This window comes from Anaeromyxobacter sp. Fw109-5 (genome assembly GCF_000017505.1).
In the GTDB taxonomy this organism is placed as follows: domain Bacteria; phylum Myxococcota; class Myxococcia; order Myxococcales; family Anaeromyxobacteraceae; genus Anaeromyxobacter.
Genome location: NC_009675.1, coordinates 2,521,102 through 2,539,469, shown reverse-complemented (window position 1 = coordinate 2,539,469; position 18,368 = coordinate 2,521,102). Strand labels below are relative to the sequence as shown.

The 18,368-nt window shown below is 69.1% G+C and carries 15 protein-coding genes and 5 tRNA genes; 19 read left to right on the top strand and 1 reads right to left on the bottom strand.

Going from position 1 to position 18,368, the window contains the following annotated elements; genetic code table 11:
• The first annotated feature begins 148 nt into the window (after positions 1–148).
• Entirely contained in the window at positions 149–2,197 is a 2,049-nt protein-coding gene (locus ANAE109_RS11415) for an ATP-binding protein (RefSeq protein WP_049768573.1), read from the top strand.
• Positions 2,198–2,218: 21 nt separating this feature from the next.
• Here the strand turns inward: ANAE109_RS11415 and ANAE109_RS11410 are convergent, their stop codons facing one another.
• Complete coding sequence (locus tag ANAE109_RS11410) at positions 2,219–3,289, bottom strand: diacylglycerol kinase family protein (RefSeq protein WP_234945288.1); 1,071 nt, start codon at positions 3,287–3,289, stop codon at positions 2,219–2,221.
• A 259-nt stretch (positions 3,290–3,548) separates the two neighbouring features.
• Between ANAE109_RS11410 and dnaK the strand changes: the two genes are divergently transcribed.
• The 18 genes from dnaK (at position 3,549) to rpoB (ending at position 18,343) form a co-directional block, all read left to right on the top strand.
• Complete coding sequence (dnaK, locus tag ANAE109_RS11405; protein ID WP_012097016.1) at positions 3,549–5,438, top strand: molecular chaperone DnaK; 1,890 nt, start codon at positions 3,549–3,551, stop codon at positions 5,436–5,438.
• A 251-nt stretch (positions 5,439–5,689) separates the two neighbouring features.
• Positions 5,690–6,628 carry a RimK family alpha-L-glutamate ligase gene (locus ANAE109_RS11400; protein ID WP_083776858.1) on the top strand — a complete coding sequence of 313 codons (939 nt, stop codon included), beginning with the start codon at positions 5,690–5,692 and terminating at the stop codon, positions 6,626–6,628.
• A gap of 224 nt (positions 6,629–6,852) precedes the next feature.
• Positions 6,853–7,275: a hypothetical protein gene (locus tag ANAE109_RS11395; protein ID WP_012097014.1), complete on the top strand. Its 423-nt coding sequence runs from the start codon at positions 6,853–6,855 to the stop codon at positions 7,273–7,275.
• 55 nt (positions 7,276–7,330) lie between these two features.
• A complete protein-coding gene (gene rlmB / locus ANAE109_RS11390) occupies positions 7,331–8,068 on the top strand; it encodes a 23S rRNA (guanosine(2251)-2'-O)-methyltransferase RlmB (protein WP_012097013.1) in 738 nt (245 codons plus the stop codon).
• Positions 8,069–8,205: 137 nt separating this feature from the next.
• A tRNA-Thr gene (locus tag ANAE109_RS11385) sits at positions 8,206–8,278 on the top strand.
• 59 nt (positions 8,279–8,337) lie between these two features.
• Positions 8,338–8,420, top strand: a tRNA-Tyr gene (locus tag ANAE109_RS11380).
• Between the two features lie 42 nt (positions 8,421–8,462).
• A tRNA-Gly gene (locus ANAE109_RS11375) sits at positions 8,463–8,538 on the top strand.
• Between the two features lie 28 nt (positions 8,539–8,566).
• Positions 8,567–8,642 (top strand) — tRNA-Thr (locus ANAE109_RS11370).
• Between the two features lie 66 nt (positions 8,643–8,708).
• Positions 8,709–9,899, top strand: a complete 1,191-nt coding sequence (gene tuf, locus ANAE109_RS11365) for an elongation factor Tu (RefSeq protein WP_012096692.1) — start codon at positions 8,709–8,711, stop codon at positions 9,897–9,899.
• A 12-nt stretch (positions 9,900–9,911) separates the two neighbouring features.
• Positions 9,912–10,070, top strand: a complete 159-nt coding sequence (rpmG, locus tag ANAE109_RS11360; protein WP_012097012.1) for a 50S ribosomal protein L33 — start codon at positions 9,912–9,914, stop codon at positions 10,068–10,070.
• Positions 10,071–10,088: 18 nt separating this feature from the next.
• Positions 10,089–10,164: transfer RNA gene (locus ANAE109_RS11355), tRNA-Trp, on the top strand.
• Between the two features lie 120 nt (positions 10,165–10,284).
• A complete protein-coding gene (gene secE / locus ANAE109_RS11350; protein ID WP_012097011.1) occupies positions 10,285–10,677 on the top strand; it encodes a preprotein translocase subunit SecE in 393 nt (130 codons plus the stop codon).
• Positions 10,678–10,798: 121 nt separating this feature from the next.
• Positions 10,799–11,338, top strand: coding sequence for a transcription termination/antitermination protein NusG (nusG, locus tag ANAE109_RS11345; RefSeq protein ID WP_012097010.1), 540 nt, complete (start codon positions 10,799–10,801; stop codon positions 11,336–11,338).
• 105 nt (positions 11,339–11,443) lie between these two features.
• Positions 11,444–11,890 carry a 50S ribosomal protein L11 gene (gene rplK / locus ANAE109_RS11340; protein WP_012097009.1) on the top strand — a complete coding sequence of 149 codons (447 nt, stop codon included), beginning with the start codon at positions 11,444–11,446 and terminating at the stop codon, positions 11,888–11,890.
• A 19-nt stretch (positions 11,891–11,909) separates the two neighbouring features.
• Positions 11,910–12,614 carry a 50S ribosomal protein L1 gene (gene rplA / locus ANAE109_RS11335; RefSeq protein ID WP_012097008.1) on the top strand — a complete coding sequence of 235 codons (705 nt, stop codon included), beginning with the start codon at positions 11,910–11,912 and terminating at the stop codon, positions 12,612–12,614.
• A 271-nt stretch (positions 12,615–12,885) separates the two neighbouring features.
• Positions 12,886–13,410 carry a 50S ribosomal protein L10 gene (rplJ, locus tag ANAE109_RS11330; RefSeq protein WP_012097007.1) on the top strand — a complete coding sequence of 175 codons (525 nt, stop codon included), beginning with the start codon at positions 12,886–12,888 and terminating at the stop codon, positions 13,408–13,410.
• Between the two features lie 89 nt (positions 13,411–13,499).
• The gene (gene rplL / locus ANAE109_RS11325; protein WP_012097006.1) at positions 13,500–13,877 is read left to right on the top strand and encodes a 50S ribosomal protein L7/L12; all 378 of its coding nucleotides are present in this window, start codon (positions 13,500–13,502) and stop codon (positions 13,875–13,877) included.
• A gap of 215 nt (positions 13,878–14,092) precedes the next feature.
• Entirely contained in the window at positions 14,093–18,343 is a 4,251-nt protein-coding gene (gene rpoB / locus ANAE109_RS11320; protein ID WP_012097005.1) for a DNA-directed RNA polymerase subunit beta, read from the top strand.
• Positions 18,344–18,368: the final 25 nt, after the last annotated feature.

Here is an 18,368-nt window from a genome sequence, read left to right as displayed (position 1 = left end):
GGGCGCTGGCAGGCGAGCCAGCGAAGTACACTTCTGCAAACCCGAGATGGCATCGACGCGCGAGCTTTCCCTGAGCCCAGAGAACGATGATCGCGAGGGCCACGCGCCTGGTGTGCGAGGACGTGGGCCCGCGACGCAGCCCGCCCGGGTGAAGATCCTCGCGGTGGACGATCGGGCGGAGAACCTGCTCGCCATCGAGTCGGTGCTGGGGACCGCCGAGTACGAGATCGTGAAGGCGCGCTCCGGCGCCGACGCGCTGCGATTCCTGCTGCGCGACGAGTGCGCCCTCATCCTCATGGACGTGCAGATGCCGCACATGGACGGCATCGAGACGGCGAAGCTCGTCCGGGCGAACGAGCGCACGCGAGCGATCCCCATCGTCTTCGTCACGGCGATGTCCGACGAGGAGCGCTACGTCGCGCGGGGGTACGACGCCGGCGCGATCGACTACCTCCTCAAGCCGGTCGACCCCGACGTGCTGCGCGCGAAGGTGGCGGCGTTCGTCGAGCTCCACCGCGCCAAGCAGGAGATCGTCCGCCAGGCGGCGCTGCTCGCCGAGCAGGAGAAGCGGGAGCGGCAGCGCGCGCTGGCGCAGCTCGAGCTGAAGAACCTCCGCCGCGAGCGCGCCGCGCAGGAACGCTATCGCCGCCTCGTCGAGGGGATCACCCACGCGATCGTGTGGACGGCCGACCCGGCGACGCTCGCCTGCACCTTCGTGAGCCCAGCGGCGGAGAAGCTCACCGGACACCCCGTCGACCGCTGGACGAGCGGGCCGGACCACTGGCTCACGCTCCTCCCGGACTCGGCCCGTGCCCGCCTGCTGGACGCGATCCGGGGCCTCGCGCCGGGGGCCGAGGGTGTCTCGATCGAGCATGAGCTCGTCTGCGCGGACGGGCGCATGCTCCGGTTCGAGACGGAGGTTCGCCTCGTGCCCTCCGAGGAGGAGGGCCGGCTCGAGGTGCGCGGGTTCTCGGTCGACGTGACCGTCGCGCGGCTCGCCGAGGAGACGCTCGAGTTTCTGGATCGTGCAGGCGCCGGCCTCGCAGAGTCGCTCGACCTCGCCACCACCGCGGACGTCGCGGCCAGGATCGGGGTCCCGTTCCTCGCGGCGGCCGCGGTGGTGCACGTGGACGCGGTGGACGCGCTGCCCGCCATCCTGGCGGTGGCGCACCGCGACCCCTCGCGCGACGGGCTCCTGCGCGACCTCGTGCGTGACGCCCCGCTCGCGCGGCCCCGGGAGGATGGGCGCCCCGAGGTCCTGGACGACGCGCGGCCGCTCCTGTCGGCCCAGGCGGCGGCGAGCGCGGAGGCGCTCCTCGGGCCTGGCCCGATCCGCGTCGTCTCCGTGGCGCTCCGCGGCCGTGATCGCGTCGTCGGCGCGCTGCAGTTCCTCGCCGTCCCCCACCTGGACGCGCGGGCGCTCCGGCTGGCGGAGGAGCTGGGTCGAAGGGCCGCGCAGGCCATCGACCATGCGCTCGTGTACCGGGCCGCGCAGCACGCGGTGAGCGTGCGCGACGAGTTCATCTCCATCGCCTCGCACGAGCTGCGGACGCCGCTCACGCCGCTGCACCTCCAGATGAAGGCGCTGCAGCGGGCGGTGTCCGCCCTGCAGGGGAGCCCGCGCCGCGAGGCGCTCCTCGACCGCCTCGGGACCTGCGCGCGCCAGGTCGACCGCATGACCCGGCTCGTCGCGAACCTGCTCGACGTGACGCGCCTGCACGCAGGGAGGCTCGAGGTGGAGCGCGAGCCCTTCGAGCTGGGAGAGCTCGTGGCCGATCTCGCCGGACGGTTCCGCGACGAGCTCACGCGCTCGGGCCGCCTGCTCGAGCTCCAGCTCGAGCCGGCCGTCCACGGGCGCTGGGACCGGCTGAAGCTGGACCAGGTGCTCACGAACCTGGTCTCGAACGCGGTGCGCTACGGCGGGCAGGGGCCGGTCTCGGTCACGCTGCGGCGGGAGCACGACGACGCCGTGCTCGTCGTGGCGGACTCCGGGATCGGGATCGCACCCGACGACGTCGCGCTCGTCTTCGATCGCTATCACAAGGGGACGAACTCCCGCGCGCACGGCGGGCTCGGGCTCGGGCTCTACATCACCCGGCGCATCGTCGAGGCCCACGGCGGGACCATCGGCGTCGAGAGCCGTCTCGGGGAGGGCTCGGTGTTCACCGTCCGGCTGCCGCTGGACGGCGCCCGCTAGCGTCGCGGGCTGGCGGCGGCGTCACGCGGCGGCGCGCGGTCCGAAGTCGACGATCTCGACGGGATTCGCCGCCACTCCGAACGTGAGCTCGTCGCGCCAGCCCTCGGCGTCGCCGCCCACCTGCAGCGGCATGGGGCGCTCGAACCGGAGCGCTACCCGGTCCGCGTGGAAGTCGAGCAGCCCCTCGTGCGCGAAGTCGCCGGACCAGATGCTCGGCAGGTTCATGAGGACGGTGGGGACGCCGATGGACGTGGCGAGGCGGAGCTGCATGACCCCCGGCGCCCGTCCGGCGAACGGGAACGCGCGGAGGCCGAGGCCGTAGTAGGGGACGGTGCTCGCGGCGGCCATCATGCACGGGCCTGCGTAGAGGAGCTCGCCGTGCGCGATGGGCCGGCCGATCCGCTCGCCGCTCCCGTCGAGACGCCAGGCGGCCCGGCCGACGTTGACGATCTCGCAGTACGCCGGGCGGCGCTCGAGCAGGTAGCGCGGCGCGGAGCGCAGCGCGACGGCCAGACCGTAGCCGGGCGCGCCCAGGCAGAGCTTGCGCAGCGGGGTCCCCGAGAGCCGCTCGCGGATCCAGCAGTAGTCGTTGACCACCGCCGCGTCGACGCCGACGCCGGCGAAGGGGGTGCGGCGCCCGGCGCACGTGACGAGATCGAGCCTGCGCACGCCGCCGATGTCGCCGCGCAGGAAGCGCGCGAGGTCCTGGGCATGCCGCCGCGGCGTCGCTCCGACCATCTCGGCGACCGCGTTGCCCGTCCCGAGCGCCAGCACGCCGAAGCGGGGCGGGCGCGCGGCGCGACGCTCGGCGCTCTCCAGGATCCGGTTCACCCACGCGACGAAGGTCCCGTCGCCGCCGCCGGTGAAGACGGTGCCGTAGCGTCGCGAGACCACCTCCTCCGCGATGTCGCTCGCCTCGTCCTGGCTGCGCGAGAGGTACAGGTGCTCGTCGGGAACGACGCGCGAGAGGGCCCGCCGGACCTCGGCGTTGACCTGCTTCGCGTGCGCGTTCAGGAGGACCGCCACTGGCGACGAGGGCCCGACGACCGGCTGCTCGGTTGGGCAGGCGAACCGCTCGGCGCTGGCGACCATTCGAAGCATGCGTACCCCGGCGAGGATGTGACGCGGATGTCGCGGTCCTGGAGCAAGCGGGGTGCCACGGCGCGTCACTGCGACGAATTCCCGACAAACCGGGGACTTGCGTCTGTGTGCTCTCGCCCCGAGGGGGCGCGCGGCGCGTCGCCGCGGTGGCGGACCGCGTAGCGAGCTACGCACCGGAATCGCGCCGGGCGCCGTTTGACAGGGAGGCTCGCGGTCTTAGGTTGCCCCCGTCCAGGAGGACTCCCACAGCATGGCCAAGATCATCGGCATCGACCTCGGGACGACGAACTCCGTCGTCGCGGTGATGGAAGGCAAGGACGCCGTCGTCATCACCAACGAGGAAGGCTCCCGCCTCACCCCGAGCGTGGTCGCCTATACCAAGGAAGGGGAGCGGCTCGTCGGGCAGGTGGCGAAGCGGCAGGCCATCACCAACCCCGAGAAGACCATCTACTCCATCAAGCGGTTCATGGGGCGCCGGTTCTCGGAGGTGCAGGACGAGATGAAGCGCGTCCCCTACCACGTGGTGGAGGGGCCGAACGGCGACGCGCGCATCCAGGTGGACTCCAAGCAGTACTCCGCGCCCGAGATCAGCGCGCAGATCCTGCTGAAGCTGAAGCGCGCCGCGGAGAACTACCTCGGCGAGAAGGTGACCGACGCCGTCATCACGGTGCCGGCCTACTTCAACGACGCCCAGCGGCAGGCGACCAAGGACGCGGGCGAGATCGCGGGCCTCAACGTCCGGCGCATCGTGAACGAGCCCACCGCGGCCGCGCTCGCCTACGGCCTCGACCGCAAGAAGAACGAGAAGATCGCGGTCTACGACTTCGGCGGCGGCACGTTCGACATCTCGATCCTCGAGGTGGGCGAGAACGTGGTGGAGGTGCTCGCCACGAACGGCGACACGCACCTCGGCGGCGACAACATCGACCAGAAGATCATCGACTGGCTCATCGCCGAGTTCCGCAAGGACACCGGGATCGACGTCTCGAAGGACAAGATGGTGCTCCAGCGCCTGAAGGAGGCGGCGGAGAAGGCCAAGATCGAGCTCTCCTCGATGATGGAGACCGAGATCAACCTGCCGTTCCTGACCGCCGATCAGACCGGACCCAAGCACCTGTCGATCAAGCTCTCGCGCGCGAAGCTCGAGCAGATGGTCGAGGACCTCATCGAGCGCTCGGTCGAGCCGACGCGGAAGTGCCTCGCCGACGCGAAGCTCTCCGCCGAGCAGATCGACGAGGTGGTGCTCGTCGGCGGCCAGACCCGCATGCCGGCCGTCATGGAGCGGGTGAAGAAGCTCTTCGGCAAGGAGCCGAACCGCTCGGTGAACCCGGACGAGGTGGTCGCCGTCGGCGCGGCGGTGCAGGCCGGCGTGCTCTCCGGCGACGTCAAGGACATCCTGCTCCTCGACGTGACCCCGCTCTCGCTCGGCGTCGAGACGCTCGGCGGCGTCATGACGCGCCTCATCGAGCGCAACACGACCATCCCGGCGAAGCGCTCCGAGGTGTTCTCGACCGCGTCCGACAGCCAGACTTCCGTCGAGATCCACGTGCTCCAGGGCGAGCGCGAGATGGCGCGGGACAACCGCACCCTCGGCCGCTTCCACCTCGAGGGGATCCCGCCCGCGCCGCGCGGCGTGCCCCAGATCGAGGTGACGTTCGACATCGACGCGAACGGCATCCTGAACGTGTCCGCGAAGGACAAGGGCACCGGGAAGGAGACCAAGATCACCATCACCCAGTCCTCGGGCCTCGCGAAGGACGAGGTCGAGAAGATGGTGGCGGACGCCCGCTCGCACGAGGCGGAGGACAAGCAGCGTCGCGAGGAGGTCGAGCAGAAGAACCGGGCCGAGAACCTCGCCTACCAGATGGAGAAGCTGCTGAAGGACAACAAGGACAAGCTGCCGGCCGCCAGCGTGAAGGAGATCGAGGAGGCCGTCGCGGAGGTCCACAAGCTGCGCGAGAAGGGCACGGCCGACGAGCTGAAGGCGGCGATGGAGCGGCTCGAGCGCGCCAGCCACAAGGCCGCGGAGGAGCTCTACAAGGGCGCCGCCCCCGGCGCGGCGCCTGGCCCGCAAGAGGGGGCGCCCGGCGAGGAGAAGCCGAAGGAGAACGTGGTCGACGCCGAGTTCAAGCAGGTCTGATCGGCGACCCGCCCGCCGTCCGGGGCCGTCCGCGTTCGCGCGGGCGGCCCTTTCCGTTCGCCGAGGCGCAGGGTACCGCACCCGAGCCGAGCCGGTCCCCGCAGCGAGGCGCCGCCGAGGCGTACGCCGCAGGCGCCGCCAGCGATGAGGCCGTCCGCTCACCCCGGCGCAGGCCCGCGTCGCGGGCCGCAGTCGAGGGGAGGGCGTCCGGCACCGTGCGCCGCGGGCCGCGTGGGCTTACCATCCGGCGCGTGCACCTCACCGTCCTCTCGCGCTCCAACGCCATCTACACCACGCGCCGCATCGTCGAGGCGGCGCGCGCGCGCGGCCACTCGACCCGCGTCCTCGACCCGCTCGACGTGCAGATGGGGCTCGGCGGGGACGCCCCGGCGCTGTACTGGCGCCGGCGCCGCTTCCCCGCGACGGACGTGGTCGTCCCACGCGTCGGCCTCTCCATCCACCAGTACGGCCTCGCGGTGGTGAACCAGCTCGAGCTCCTCGGCGTCCCCACGCTGAACGGAGCCTGGGGCATCGCCGCGAGCCGCAACAAGATGCGCAGCCTGCAGCTCCTCGCCGCGAGCGGCGTGCGGGTGCCGCGCACCGTCATGGCGAGCGATCCGTCGCGCCTGAAGGAGATGGTGCGGGTCGTCGGAGGCGTGCCGGTCCTCGTGAAGCTCCTCGCGGTCAACGAGAAGAGCGGCGTCATGATCTGCGAGAGCCTCCAGTCGCTCGAGGCCGCCCTGGAGGCCATCCTCGGCCTGGGCCAGAACATCGTCGTCCAGCAGTACCTCCGCGGCGCGAAGGGGCGCGATCTGCGCGTGCTCGTCGTCGGCGGCGAGGTGGTGGCCGCCATGCGCCGCAGCCCGCCCATCGGGAGGTTCGCGCGGAACCTGCGCCGCGGGGCCCGCTTCGAGCCGGTGGAGCTGCCCGCCACCTACGCGCGGACGGCGGTGGACGCCGCGCGCGTGCTGCGGCTCGAGGTCTGCGCGGTGGACATGCTGGACGTGAAGGGCGTGCCCCGGGTGTTCGAGGTGAACAGCTCGCCGTCCATCCGCGAGGCCGAGGTGGCCTGCGGCGTGGACGCCGCGGGCCGCATCGTCGAGCGGGCGGTGGCGCTCGCCGAGGCGCGCGGGCGCGCTGCGTCGCCACGCCGGCCGCTCAGGGGCCGCGCCGTGCGGGCGCAAGGATGAGGGCTGTCCAGAACGCCGGTCCCGTCGCCGCGGCGAACGACCGCGTCCATCGCTGCGTCGCTCCTCCCTTACATGGCCTCCGGCCATGCTCGGTCGTCGCGCCTCGCGCTGCTCGCGTCTCGCTCGCCCGGCTCGGTCCCCGGGCGTTCTGAACAACCCCTGAATGCATGGCCGTCCACCGCCGTCCCTGGTATAGAGCGGTCGCATCCCCGCAAGGAGCCCGCATGATCCGCGTCCTCTCCACCCTCGCCCTGCTCGTCTTCGCGCCGGCTACGCGCGCCGCGGACCCCGCGGCGGAGGCGGCGAAGAGCTACCGGATCGAGACGCAGGGCTCGACGACCGAGCTGAAGGCGGGAGGGAAGGGGACGCTCGTCCTCTCCATCGTGCCCGTCGAGAAGGTGCACGTGCACCCGCAGGCGCCGCTCAAGATCACGCTCGAGGCGCGCGGGCTCACGCTCGAGAAGACCTCCCTGGGCCACAAGGACGCCGTCGATCCGAAGGCGGAGGGGCCTCGCTTCGAGGTCCCGTTCGTGGCCACCGCGGCCGGCAAGCAGGACGCGACCGCGAAGCTCGACTTCTTCATCTGCTCCGACCAGTGGTGCGTGAAGCAGACTCGCGACGTGACCGTCGCGGTGAACGTGAAGTGATCCCGCGGCGCGGCCGCCCGTCTCTCCTCGGCGTCCGCTCCCGGAGCCTCGGCCCATGCGCGTCGTCTATGGCCTGAACCCCGTCCGCGAGGTGCTGCGCGCGGGCGGCGAGGGCCTCTCGGAGCTCTGGCTCGCTGAGGGGGGCACCCGCGGAGCGGCGTTCGGCGAGCTGGAGCGGCTCGGGCGGGCCGCGGGCGCCAAGGTGCGGAGCGCCCCGCGAGCGAAGCTCGACCGCCTCGCCGGCACGGATCGTCACCAGGGCGTCGTCGCGATGGTCGCGGACTTCCGCTACGCCGAGGTGGAGGATCTCCTCGCCGCGGCCCGCGCGAGCGGGCGGCCGCCGCTCGTCGTGGTCCTGGACGGCGTCGAGGACCCTCACAACCTGGGCGCCATCATCCGCTCCGCGCACGCGCTCGGAGCGCACGGGGTGGTCATCCCGAAGGATCGGGCGGTGGGGGTGACCCCTGCCGTGGCGAAGGCCTCGGCCGGCGCGGTGGAGCGCTGCCCCGTGGCGCGCGTCACGAACGTCTCCAAGACGCTCGAGGCGCTGAAGGAGGCCGGGATCTGGTCGGTGGCGCTGGCCGCGGACGGCGACGCGCCGCTCGGGGCCGTGGACCTCACCGGGCCCATCGCCCTCGTCCTGGGGAGCGAGGGGGAGGGGCTCCGCCCCCTCGTCCGCAAGACGTGCGACCACTCGGCGCGTATCCCCATGAGCGGGGATCTCGACTCGCTCTCGGTCTCAGCCTCGGCTGCGGTGGCGCTGTACGAGGCGGCCCGCCAGCGGGGCCGGTAACCGCCCGGTTCGCCCGACGAAGTGCGTCCTTGACAAGGCCTGGGAGGTCATCTAAAAGGCACCGCTCCACGCAGCAGGGGGCGGGGCGTCGGCGCGGGCGCGCGGCGGCGGTCGGCCCGAGCTTCCGGAAGGATCTTGCTGGCGTAGCTCAGTTGGTAGAGCAGCTGCCTTGTAAGCAGCAGGTCGCGGGTTCGAGTCCCACCGCCAGCTCAAGACGAGCAGTGGGTCGAGCACGGAGCGGGGTGGTGAGGAGCGGTTGAAGAGGTTACGGAGGGGTTCCCGAGCGGCCAAAGGGAGCAGACTGTAAATCTGCCGGCTTACGCCTTCGGTGGTTCGAATCCACCCCCCTCCACAGCGGTTCGTCCTCGAGCGAAAGGGATTCGCCAAAAGCCTTGCGGGAATAGCTCAGTTGGTAGAGCGTCAGCCTTCCAAGCTGAATGTCGCGGGTTCGAATCCCGTTTCCCGCTCCAGAGAGGTCGACACAGCGGAATTTGATACGCCCTCGTAGCTCAGTCGGTAGAGCGCGTCCTTGGTAAGGACGAGGTCTCCAGTTCAATCCTGGACGAGGGCTCCAGTCTAAGACGGCGCGCGGACATTCGGAGGGCTGCTCGCGCCGGCGGCACCCACAGCAGGAGCGAACATGGCCAAGGAGAAGTTCGAGCGCAACAAGCCGCACGTGAACGTCGGGACGATCGGTCACGTCGACCACGGCAAGACCACGCTGACGGCGGCCATCACGAAGTACTGCGCGACGCAGGGTCGGGCGCAGTTCATGGCGTACGACCAGATCGACAAGGCGCCGGAGGAGCGCGAGCGCGGCATCACGATCGCGACGGCGCACGTCGAGTACTCGACGGACAAGCGCCACTACGCGCACGTCGACTGCCCGGGCCACGCGGACTACGTGAAGAACATGATCACGGGCGCGGCGCAGATGGACGGCGCCATCCTGGTGGTCAGCGCGGCGGACGGCCCGATGCCTCAGACGCGGGAGCACATCCTGCTCGCGCGGCAGGTGGGCGTGCCGTACATGGTCGTCTTCCTGAACAAGGTCGACATGGTGGACGACAAGGAGCTGCTCGACCTCGTGGAGCTCGAGGTCCGTGAGCTGCTCAGCGAGTACGAGTTCCCCGGGAACGAGATCCCGATCGTGAAGGGGTCGGCGCTGAAGGCGCTGGAGGGGGACAAGAGCGAGCTGGGCGAGCCGGCGATCCAGCAGCTGCTGGACGCGGTGGACAGCTACATCCCGACGCCGAAGCGCGCGACGGACAAGCCGTTCCTGATGCCGGTCGAGGACGTGTTCTCGATCTCCGGGCGCGGGACGGTGGCGACCGGGCGCGTGGAGCGCGGGATCATCAAGGTCGGCGAGGAGGTCGAGGTGGTCGGCCTCAAGCCCACGGCGAAGACGGTGGTGACGGGCGTGGAGATGTTCCGCAAGCTGCTCGACGAGGGGCAGGCGGGCGACAACATCGGCGCGCTGCTCCGCGGCCTGAAGCGCGAGGAGGTGGAGCGCGGTCAGGTGCTGGCGAAGCCGGGCTCGATCACGCCGCACACCAAGTTCAAGGCGGAGGTCTACGTCCTCACGAAGGAGGAGGGCGGGCGCCACACGCCGTTCTTCAACGGGTACCGGCCCCAGTTCTACTTCCGCACGACGGACGTGACGGGCTCGGTGCAGCTGCCGGCGGGCGTCGAGATGGTGATGCCCGGTGACAACATTGGCATGGAGGTGGAGCTCATCACGCCCATCGCCATGGAGAAGGAGCTTCGGTTCGCGATTCGCGAGGGTGGCCGGACGGTCGGCGCCGGCGTCGTGGCCGAGGTGATCCAGTAAGGAAGGGATCCCATGGCCGGGAATCGCAGCATCATCACGCTCGAGTGCAAGACCTGCAAAGAGCGGAACTACACCACGACGAAGAACAAGAAGAAGACGCAGGACAAGCTCGCGCTCTCCAAGTTCTGCCCGCGCTGCCGCAAGCACGTGGACCACAAGGAGACGAAGTAGCGCGAAGCCGCCGGGGATAGGCCAGTAGCTCGAACGGTAGAGCAGCGGTCTCCAAAACCGCGGGTTGGGGGTTCGAATCCCTCCTGGCCTGCCAGAAGAAGGCAGGGTCGCACCGAGGAGAGGTCGAGTCGCTTCTCCTCTCTGCCAAACCGAGCAGAAACCAGGGGGCGGGGCGCCGAGGCGTCCCGCCCCCGCGCAGCACCGAAGGCGAGCCATGGAAAACGTGGGCGGGGTCGAGCAGCCGAAGCGGATCGTGGTGATCTTCTACGTGCTCGCCGCGATCGCGGTCGGCGTGTTCTTCGAGCGGATCCTCGCGCTCGTGTTCTCGTACGCCCGCGTGAACGACGTCGCGGTGCTGGGCGACTGGACGCTCTCCACGATCATCGGCTTCGGCCTGGCGATCGTGCTGGCGGTCGCGCTCTGGCGCATCCCGAAGACCCAGGAGGTCTCGCTCGAGGTCGCCCTGGAGCTCCGGCGCGTCACCTGGCCCAGCCTCCGCGAGACGCGGGCGGCCACCGTGGCGGTGATCGTCGCCTCGACCATCGCGGCGGTCATCCTCGGGGTGTTCGACTTCGTCTGGAGCTGGCTGAGCTCGAAGGTCTACTAGGGTCGCCCGCGGGCGAGCGGTTCGAGGCTCACGACCGACGGGAGCCCTGGGCGGCGGCAGGCCGCCGGCGGCTCCCGCGGCGTTTCGACGGGACACGCGGCGACGACACGGAGATTCGCAAATGGCGAAGAAGTGGTACGTCGTCCACACCTACTCTGGCTTCGAGAACAAGGTGAAGAAGTCGCTGGAGGAGCGCGTCCGCCAGCACAGCCTCCAGGAGCAGTTCGGGGAGGTCCTCATCCCCATGGAGGTGGTCCAGGAGATGGTGAAGGGGGAGAAGAAGACCTCGAAGCGCAAGTTCTTCCCCGGCTACATCCTCGTGAACATGGAGATGACCCTCGACACCTGGCACCTCGTGAAGGGGACGCCGAAGGTCACGGGGTTCGTCGGCAACGCCAAGACGCCGAACGAGGTGCCGGCGGTGTCCGACGTCGAGGTGCAGCGGCTCACGACGCAGATCTCGGAGGGCTCGCTCAAGCCGAAGCCGAAGGTCCAGTTCGAGGAGGGGGATCAGGTCCGCGTGATCGACGGCCCGTTCTCGAACTTCAACGGCACGGTGGAAGAGGTCAAGCCGGACAAGGGCAAGCTTCGCGTGCTGGTCTCGATCTTCGGCCGCGCCACCCCCGTCGAGCTCGACTTCATGCAGGTGGAGAAGACGTAGTGAGGCACCGCCCGCGGTGAGTCACCGTGGGCGAATCCGTGGGAGAGCCGAGTCAACGGCTCGTACGACCACGCGGGTCCGCCTCGGCGGCCCCGAGGAGCAGAGATGAAGAAGGTCACTGGACAGATCAAGCTGCAGCTCCCCGCCGGAAAGGCGAACCCGGCCCCGCCCGTGGGCCCGGCGCTCGGCCAGCACGGCGTGAACATCATGGAGTTCTGCAAGCAGTTCAACGCGGCGACGCAGGCTCAGGCGAAGGAAGCGCTCATCATCCCGGTCATCATCACGGTGTACCAGGACCGCTCCTTCACCTTCCAGCTGAAGACCCCGCCCGCGGCCATCCTCCTCAAGAAGGCGGCCGGCCTCCACACGGAGAAGAAGAAGGGCTCCGGCGCGCACAAGCCCGGCAAGGAGAAGGTCGGGCAGGTGACGCGCAAGCAGGTGGAGCAGATCGCGAAGACGAAGATGCAGGACATGACGGCGGGGAGCCTCGAGGCCGCGATGCGGACCGTCGAGGGGACCGCGCTGTCCATGGGCATCGACGTCGTCGGCTAGCCGCGAGGAGGACACGGACATGGCTCACGTTGCGAAGAAGTTCAAGGCGGCTTCCGCGAAGGTCGACCGGGTGAAGCGGTACAAGCTCGACGAGGCGATGAGCCTCGTGAAGCAGACCGCGACGAAGAAGTTCGACGAGACGGTGGACGCCGCGATCAACCTCGGCGTCGACCCCAAGCACGCGGATCAGGTGGTCCGCGGCGCCGTCGTGCTGCCGCACGGCATGGGCAAGGCGGTCAAGATCGCGGTGTTCGCGAAGGGCGACAAGGCGCGCGAGGCCCAGGAGGCCGGCGCGGACATCGTCGGCGCCGAGGATCTCGCGGAGAAGGTCCAGGGCGGCTTCATGGACTTCGACAAGGTGCTCGCGACGCCGGACATGATGGGCGTCGTCGGCCGCCTCGGCAAGGTCCTCGGCCCCCGCGGCCTCATGCCGAACCCGAAGGTCGGCACCGTCTCCGCGGACATCGCCCGCGCCGTGAAGGAGCAGAAGGCCGGCAAGGTCGAGTTCCGCGTCGAGAAGGCGGGCATCGTCCACGTCCCGTTCGGCAAGGCCTCCTTCGAGCCGGAGAAGCTGAAGGCGAACTTCTCCGCGATCATGGAGATCATCTACAAGGCGAAGCCGCAGACGGCGAAGGGCGTCTACGTGAAGAACGTCACGCTCTCCACGACGATGGGCCCGGGCATCAAGCTCGATCTCTCCGAGCTCGCCGCGGCCCACGGCTAGCGAAACCTCAGGAGTTCCCGGCGGCATGACGCCGCCGGGGTTTCTGGTCCAAGACAGCGGGCCCGCGAACGGCCCCGGGTGCGAGCGCAGTTCCGGGGCGAGCGAGCGGCCAAGCGGATCCGCGAGGGTCCGACCCGCCGAGACGGGAACCTGCAGCCTCTCCGCAGCGTCCCCTGCTTGGCCAGGGGGTCTTCGTACCGACGTCCGGTCCGAACCCCGAGCGAAGCCGAGCCGGCGAGAGCCGGCCGGTCGGAAAGGTGGTGAGACTCAATTGAACCGGACGGAAAAAGAGCAGGTCATCGGCGAGCTCCACGAGAAGATGGCGATGGCGAAGGCGGCCATCCTCGCGGAGCCCAAGGGGCTGAACGTCGCGACCGTCACCGAGCTTCGACGCAAGCTGCGTGAGGCGAAGGTGGAGTACCGGATCGTGAAGAACACCCTCGCCGCGCGCGCCGCCAAGGGCACGCCGGTGGAGTCGATCGCCGAGAAGTTCGTGGGGCCGACGGCGCTCGTCATGAGCTACGACGACGTCGTCACGCCGGCGAAGCTCCTCGCGGACTTCATGAAGGACCGCGAGAACTTCACCATTCGCACCGCGGTGATCGAGGGGCGAGTGGTCGACGCGAAGGGGATCCAGTCCCTGGCGAAGATGCCGGGGCTCCAGGAGCTCCGCGGCCAGATCGCCGCCATGATCGCGCAGCCCGCGACCCAGCTCGCGCGCGTTCTCGGGGCCCCGGGCCAGCAGCTGGCCCGCGTCCTCGGCGCACGCCGCGAGCAGCTCGAGAAGCAGTCTTAAACGGTACGTGAACCGCTCGCGCGGCGACGCGCGGGCCAGACGCTGCGGGCGTCCCGAAGGACGCCCCGGAACAGAGAAGGAAGAAGGAAATGGCAGATCTCAACACGATCGTGGATCAGCTGTCGGGCCTCACGGTGATGGAGGCCGCCGATCTCGTGAAGAAGCTGGAGGAGAAGTGGGGCGTCTCCGCCGCCGCGCCGGTGATGGTCGCCGGTGGCGCGGGCGGCGCCGCCGCCGCGGCTCCCGTCGAGGAGAAGACGGAGTTCAATGTCGTCCTCGCGGACGCCGGCGCGAACAAGATCAACGTGATCAAGGAGGTCCGCGCGATCACGGGCCTCGGCCTCAAGGAGGCGAAGGACCTCGTCGAGGGCGCCCCCAAGGAGGTCAAGGTGGGCATCCCGAAGGCGGAGGCCGACGAGCTCAAGAAGAAGCTCGAGGCGGCCGGCGCCAAGGTCGAGATCAAGTAGAGAGGCGTGTGCACGGCGGGGCGGTGTTGCAGGCCACCCCGCCGTGCACCACGTTGGAATCTTTGACGGGCGGGCGCGGAGTCGTTAAGAACCCGTATCCCTTTCACTGATTCCGGACTCCCGGCCTTTTCGGCCGGACGTAGTTGGGTAGCCGGCCGGCTGGCCGGCTAGACCTGTTTGTACGGGTCTCCAAAGGGACCAGAGGACCGAACTCGATGGCGACGACGATCCAGAACAACTTCAGAATCCGGCGAAACTTCGGGAAGATCAACAAGATCGCCGAGATCCCCAACCTCATCGCCATCCAGAAATCTTCCTACGACAAGTTCCTCCAGGCCGACGTCCCGCCCGAGAAGCGCGAGGACACCGGCCTGCAGGGCGTGTTCAAGTCCGTCTTCCCGATCAAGGATTTCAACGAGACGAGCTCGCTCGAGTTCGTCAGCTATCACCTCGAGAAGCCGAAGTACGACGTCGACGAGTGCCACCAGCGCGGCATGACGTACTCCGCGCCGATCAAGGTCGTGGTCCGCCTCGTCGTCTGGGACAAGGACGAGGAGACGGGCGCCCAGTCGATCCGGGACGTCAAGGAGCAGGAGGTCTACTTCGGCGAGATCCCGCTCATGACGGAGAACGGGACCTTCATCATCAACGGGACCGAGCGCGTCGTCGTCAGCCAGCTGCACCGCTCGCCGGGCGCCTTCTTCGATCACGACAAGGGGAAGAGCCACTCCTCCGGCAAGCTCCTCTTCAACGCGCGGATCATCCCGTACCGCGGGTCCTGGATCGACTTCGAGTTCGATCACAAGGACATCCTCTACGTGCGCATCGACCGCCGGCGGAAGCTGCCCGCGACGGTGCTGCTGCGCGCCCTCGGCGGCGTGCCGGACACGGCGAAGAAGACGCCGATCGAGTTCCACGGCTCGGCCGAGGAGATCCTCAAGTACTACTACGACACGGAGACGATCCGGATCGAGGGGAAGGGGAAGTTCGAGAAGGACCTGAACCCCGACCTGCTCAAGGGCCAGCGCGCGACGCGCGACATCCGCGATCCGAAGACGAACGAGATCGTCGTCAAGAAGAACCGGAAGTTCACGGAGAGCGCGATCAAGAAGCTCGTCGCGGCGAAGATGAAGTCGCTGCCCATCGAGCCGGAGGAGGTCTACACCAAGATCTCCGCCGAGGACGTGGTCGACGAGCAGACGGGTGAGGTGCTCCTCGAGGTGAACGAGGAGGTCTCCGAGGAGAAGCTCGAGGAGCTGCGCAAGCGCGGCATCGGCGAGTTCAAGGTCCTCTTCATCGACAACCTGAACGTGCTGCCGTCGCTCCGCGACACGCTCATGCAGGACAAGATCTCCACGCCCGAGGAGGCGATCATGGAGATCTACCGCCGCCTGCGCCCGGGCGACCCGCCGACGCCGGAGACGGCGACGAACCTCTTCGTCAACCTCTTCTTCAACGCCGAGCGCTACGACCTCTCGAAGGTCGGCCGCCTCAAGCTCAACTACAAGTTCGGGATCGAGGAGCCGCTCGACAACACCGTGGTCACGAAGCGCGACATCCTCGAGGTCGTCCGCTTCCTCATCGACCTCAAGAACGGCACGCCGAACAAGGACGTCGACGACATCGACCACCTCGGCAACCGCCGCGTCCGCGCGGTGGGCGAGCTGCTCGAGAACCAGTACCGCATCGGCCTCGTTCGCATGGAGCGCGCGATCAAGGAGCGCATGAGCCTCCAGGAGATCGAGACGCTCATGCCGCACGACCTCATCAACGCGAAGCCGGTCACCGCGGTCATCAAGGAGTTCTTCGGCTCGAGCCAGCTGTCGCAGTTCATGGACCAGACGAACCCGCTCTCCGAGGTGACGCACAAGCGGCGCCTCTCGGCGCTCGGGCCGGGCGGCCTCACCCGCGAGCGCGCGGGCTTCGAGGTGCGCGACGTCCACTCCACGCACTACGGCCGCATCTGCCCCATCGAGACGCCCGAGGGTCCGAACATCGGCCTCATCGCCTCGCTCTCCACCTACGCGCGCGTCAACGAGTACGGCTTCGTCGAGACGCCGTACCGCAAGGTCGAGAAGGGCCGGGTGACGGACGAGGTCTCCTTCTACTCGGCGCTCGAGGAGGAGAAGCACATCATCGCGCAGGCGAACGCGCCCGTGGACAAGAAGGGCGTCTTCACCGGCAACATCGTCTCGTGCCGCAAGGAGGGCGAGTACATCAACGCCCGTCCGGACGAGGTCGATCTCATGGACGTGAGCCCGAACCAGCTCGTGTCCGTGGCCGCCTCGCTCGTGCCGTTCCTCGAGAACGACGACGCGAACCGCGCCCTCATGGGCTCGAACATGCAGCGCCAGGCGGTGCCGCTGCTCCGCACCCGGGCGCCGCTCGTCGGCACCGGCATCGAGGGCATCGTCGCGCGCGACTCCGGCGTGTGCGTCGTCGCCAAGCGCGACGGCGTCATCCAGTCCGTCGACGCGGCCCGCATCGTGGTGAAGGCGGACGTGCCGACCTCCGCGACCGACGTCGCGAACGAGGTCGACATCTACAACCTCATCAAGTACCAGCGGTCGAACCAGAACACCTGCATCAACCAGAAGCCCATCGTGAAGCCGGGCGAGCGGGTGAAGAAGGGCGACGTCATCGCCGACGGGCCCGCGACCGAGATGGGCGAGCTGGCGCTGGGTCAGAACGTGGTCGTCGCGTTCATGCCGTGGCAGGGCTACAACTTCGAGGACTCGATCCTCCTGTCCGAGCGCTTCCTGAAGGACGACGTGTTCACCTCGGTGCACATCGAGGAGTTCGAGTGCGTCGCCCGTGACACCAAGCTCGGCAAGGAAGAGATCACCCGCGACATCCCGAACGTCGGCGAGGAGGCCCTGAAGGACCTCGACGAGTCGGGCATCATCCGCATCGGCGCGGAGGTGAAGCCGGGCGACATCCTCGTCGGCAAGATCACCCCCAAGGGCGAGACGCAGCTCTCGCCGGAGGAGAAGCTCCTCCGCGCGATCTTCGGCGAGAAGGCGGGCGACGTCCGCGACAGCTCGCTGCGCGTGCCGCCGGGCGTCTCGGGCACCGTCATCAACGCGAAGGTCTTCAGCCGCAAGGGCGTCGAGAAGGACGAGCGCGCGAAGGCCATCGAGGAGATGGAGGAGGCGAAGCTCCTCAAGGACCAGAACGACGAGATCCGCATCATCCAGGACTCGGCGTTCCAGAAGATCCGGCGCCTGCTGCTCGGCAAGGAGGTCTCCGGACGCCTCGTCGACGACAAGGGCAACCAGCTCCTCAAGCGCGGCGACGTCCTCGACGACGCGCTCCTCGACACCGTGCCCCAGCGCTACTGGGGCGAGATCGCGGTCGAGGGCGACGTGCAGGACCTCGTCCGCAAGATCGTCGAGAACTTCGAGGAGCAGAAGGAGCTCGTGAAGCTCCTCTTCGGCGAGAAGATCGGCCGCCTGAAGAAGGGCGACGAGCTCCCGCCGGGCGTCATCAAGATGGTGAAGGTGTACGTCGCCATCAAGCGCAAGCTCGCGGTCGGCGACAAGATGGCGGGCCGCCACGGCAACAAGGGCGTCGTCTCCCGCGTGCTGCCGGAGGAGGACCTCCCGTACCTCGAGGACGGCCGGCCGGTGGACATCGTCCTGAACCCGCTCGGCGTCCCCTCCCGCATGAACGTGGGGCAGATCCTCGAGACGCACCTCGGCTGGGCCGCGAAGAACGTGGGCTGGCGGCTCCAGGAGATGATCGAGAAGAACTTCGGGCCGGATCAGCTCCGCAAGAAGCTGAAGAAGGCGTTCGAGGGCGTCGAGGGGAGCGATCGGCTCGGCCAGCTCATCGACGAGCTGCCGGCGCAGGAGCTGCCCAAGCTCGCCACCAAGCTCAAGGAGGGCATGCACGTCGCGACGCCGGTCTTCGACGGCGCGCACGAGGACGAGATGAAGGCGCTCCTCGGCGAGGGCTCCGCGACGATGCAGTCGATCCTCTTCGACGGCCGCACCGGCGAGCCGTTCGACCAGGACGTCACCGTCGGCGTCATGTACATGCTGAAGCTGCACCACCTCGTGGACGAGAAGATCCACGCCCGCTCCATCGGGCCTTACTCGCTCGTCACGCAGCAGCCCCTCGGCGGCAAGGCCCAGTTCGGCGGCCAGCGCCTCGGCGAGATGGAGGTCTGGGCGATGGAGGCCTACGGCGCGGCCTACTCGCTGCAGGAGTTCCTCACGGTGAAGTCCGACGACGTGGTCGGCCGCACCCGCATGTACGAGGCGATCGTCAAGGGCGAGAACACGCTCGAGTCGGGCCTGCCCGAGTCGTTCAACGTGCTCATCAAGGAGCTCCAGAGCCTCGCGCTCGACGTCGAGCTCCTGGAGACGCCGGAGGCGAAGGCGGCGCGCGAGCAGGCCGAGGGCGAGCTCGGCGGACCGCTCGGCACCCCGCGCGGCGCCGCCGCCGAGAAGAACACGGCGTAGGACGAGGCTTCAGGCTCCGGGCTTC

Bases quoted from the DNA above. Each gene is read 5' to 3' on its own strand.
- ANAE109_RS11395 (WP_012097014.1), top strand. From the start codon at position 6,853: ATGATCCGCGTCCTCTCCACCCTCGCCCTGCTCGTCTTCGCGCCGGCT.
- rlmB (WP_012097013.1), top strand. From the start codon at position 7,331: ATGCGCGTCGTCTATGGCCTGAACCCCGTCCGCGAGGTGCTGCGCGCG.
- secE (WP_012097011.1), top strand. From the start codon at position 10,285: ATGGAAAACGTGGGCGGGGTCGAGCAGCCGAAGCGGATCGTGGTGATC.
- rpmG (WP_012097012.1), top strand. From the start codon at position 9,912: ATGGCCGGGAATCGCAGCATCATCACGCTCGAGTGCAAGACCTGCAAA.
- rplA (WP_012097008.1), top strand. From the start codon at position 11,910: ATGGCTCACGTTGCGAAGAAGTTCAAGGCGGCTTCCGCGAAGGTCGAC.
- rplL (WP_012097006.1), top strand. From the start codon at position 13,500: ATGGCAGATCTCAACACGATCGTGGATCAGCTGTCGGGCCTCACGGTG.
- ANAE109_RS11410 (WP_234945288.1), bottom strand. From the start codon at position 3,289: ATGGTCGCCAGCGCCGAGCGGTTCGCCTGCCCAACCGAGCAGCCGGTC.
- nusG (WP_012097010.1), top strand. From the start codon at position 10,799: ATGGCGAAGAAGTGGTACGTCGTCCACACCTACTCTGGCTTCGAGAAC.
- rplK (WP_012097009.1), top strand. From the start codon at position 11,444: ATGAAGAAGGTCACTGGACAGATCAAGCTGCAGCTCCCCGCCGGAAAG.
- dnaK (WP_012097016.1), top strand. From the start codon at position 3,549: ATGGCCAAGATCATCGGCATCGACCTCGGGACGACGAACTCCGTCGTC.
- rpoB (WP_012097005.1), top strand. From the start codon at position 14,093: ATGGCGACGACGATCCAGAACAACTTCAGAATCCGGCGAAACTTCGGG.
- tuf (WP_012096692.1), top strand. From the start codon at position 8,709: ATGGCCAAGGAGAAGTTCGAGCGCAACAAGCCGCACGTGAACGTCGGG.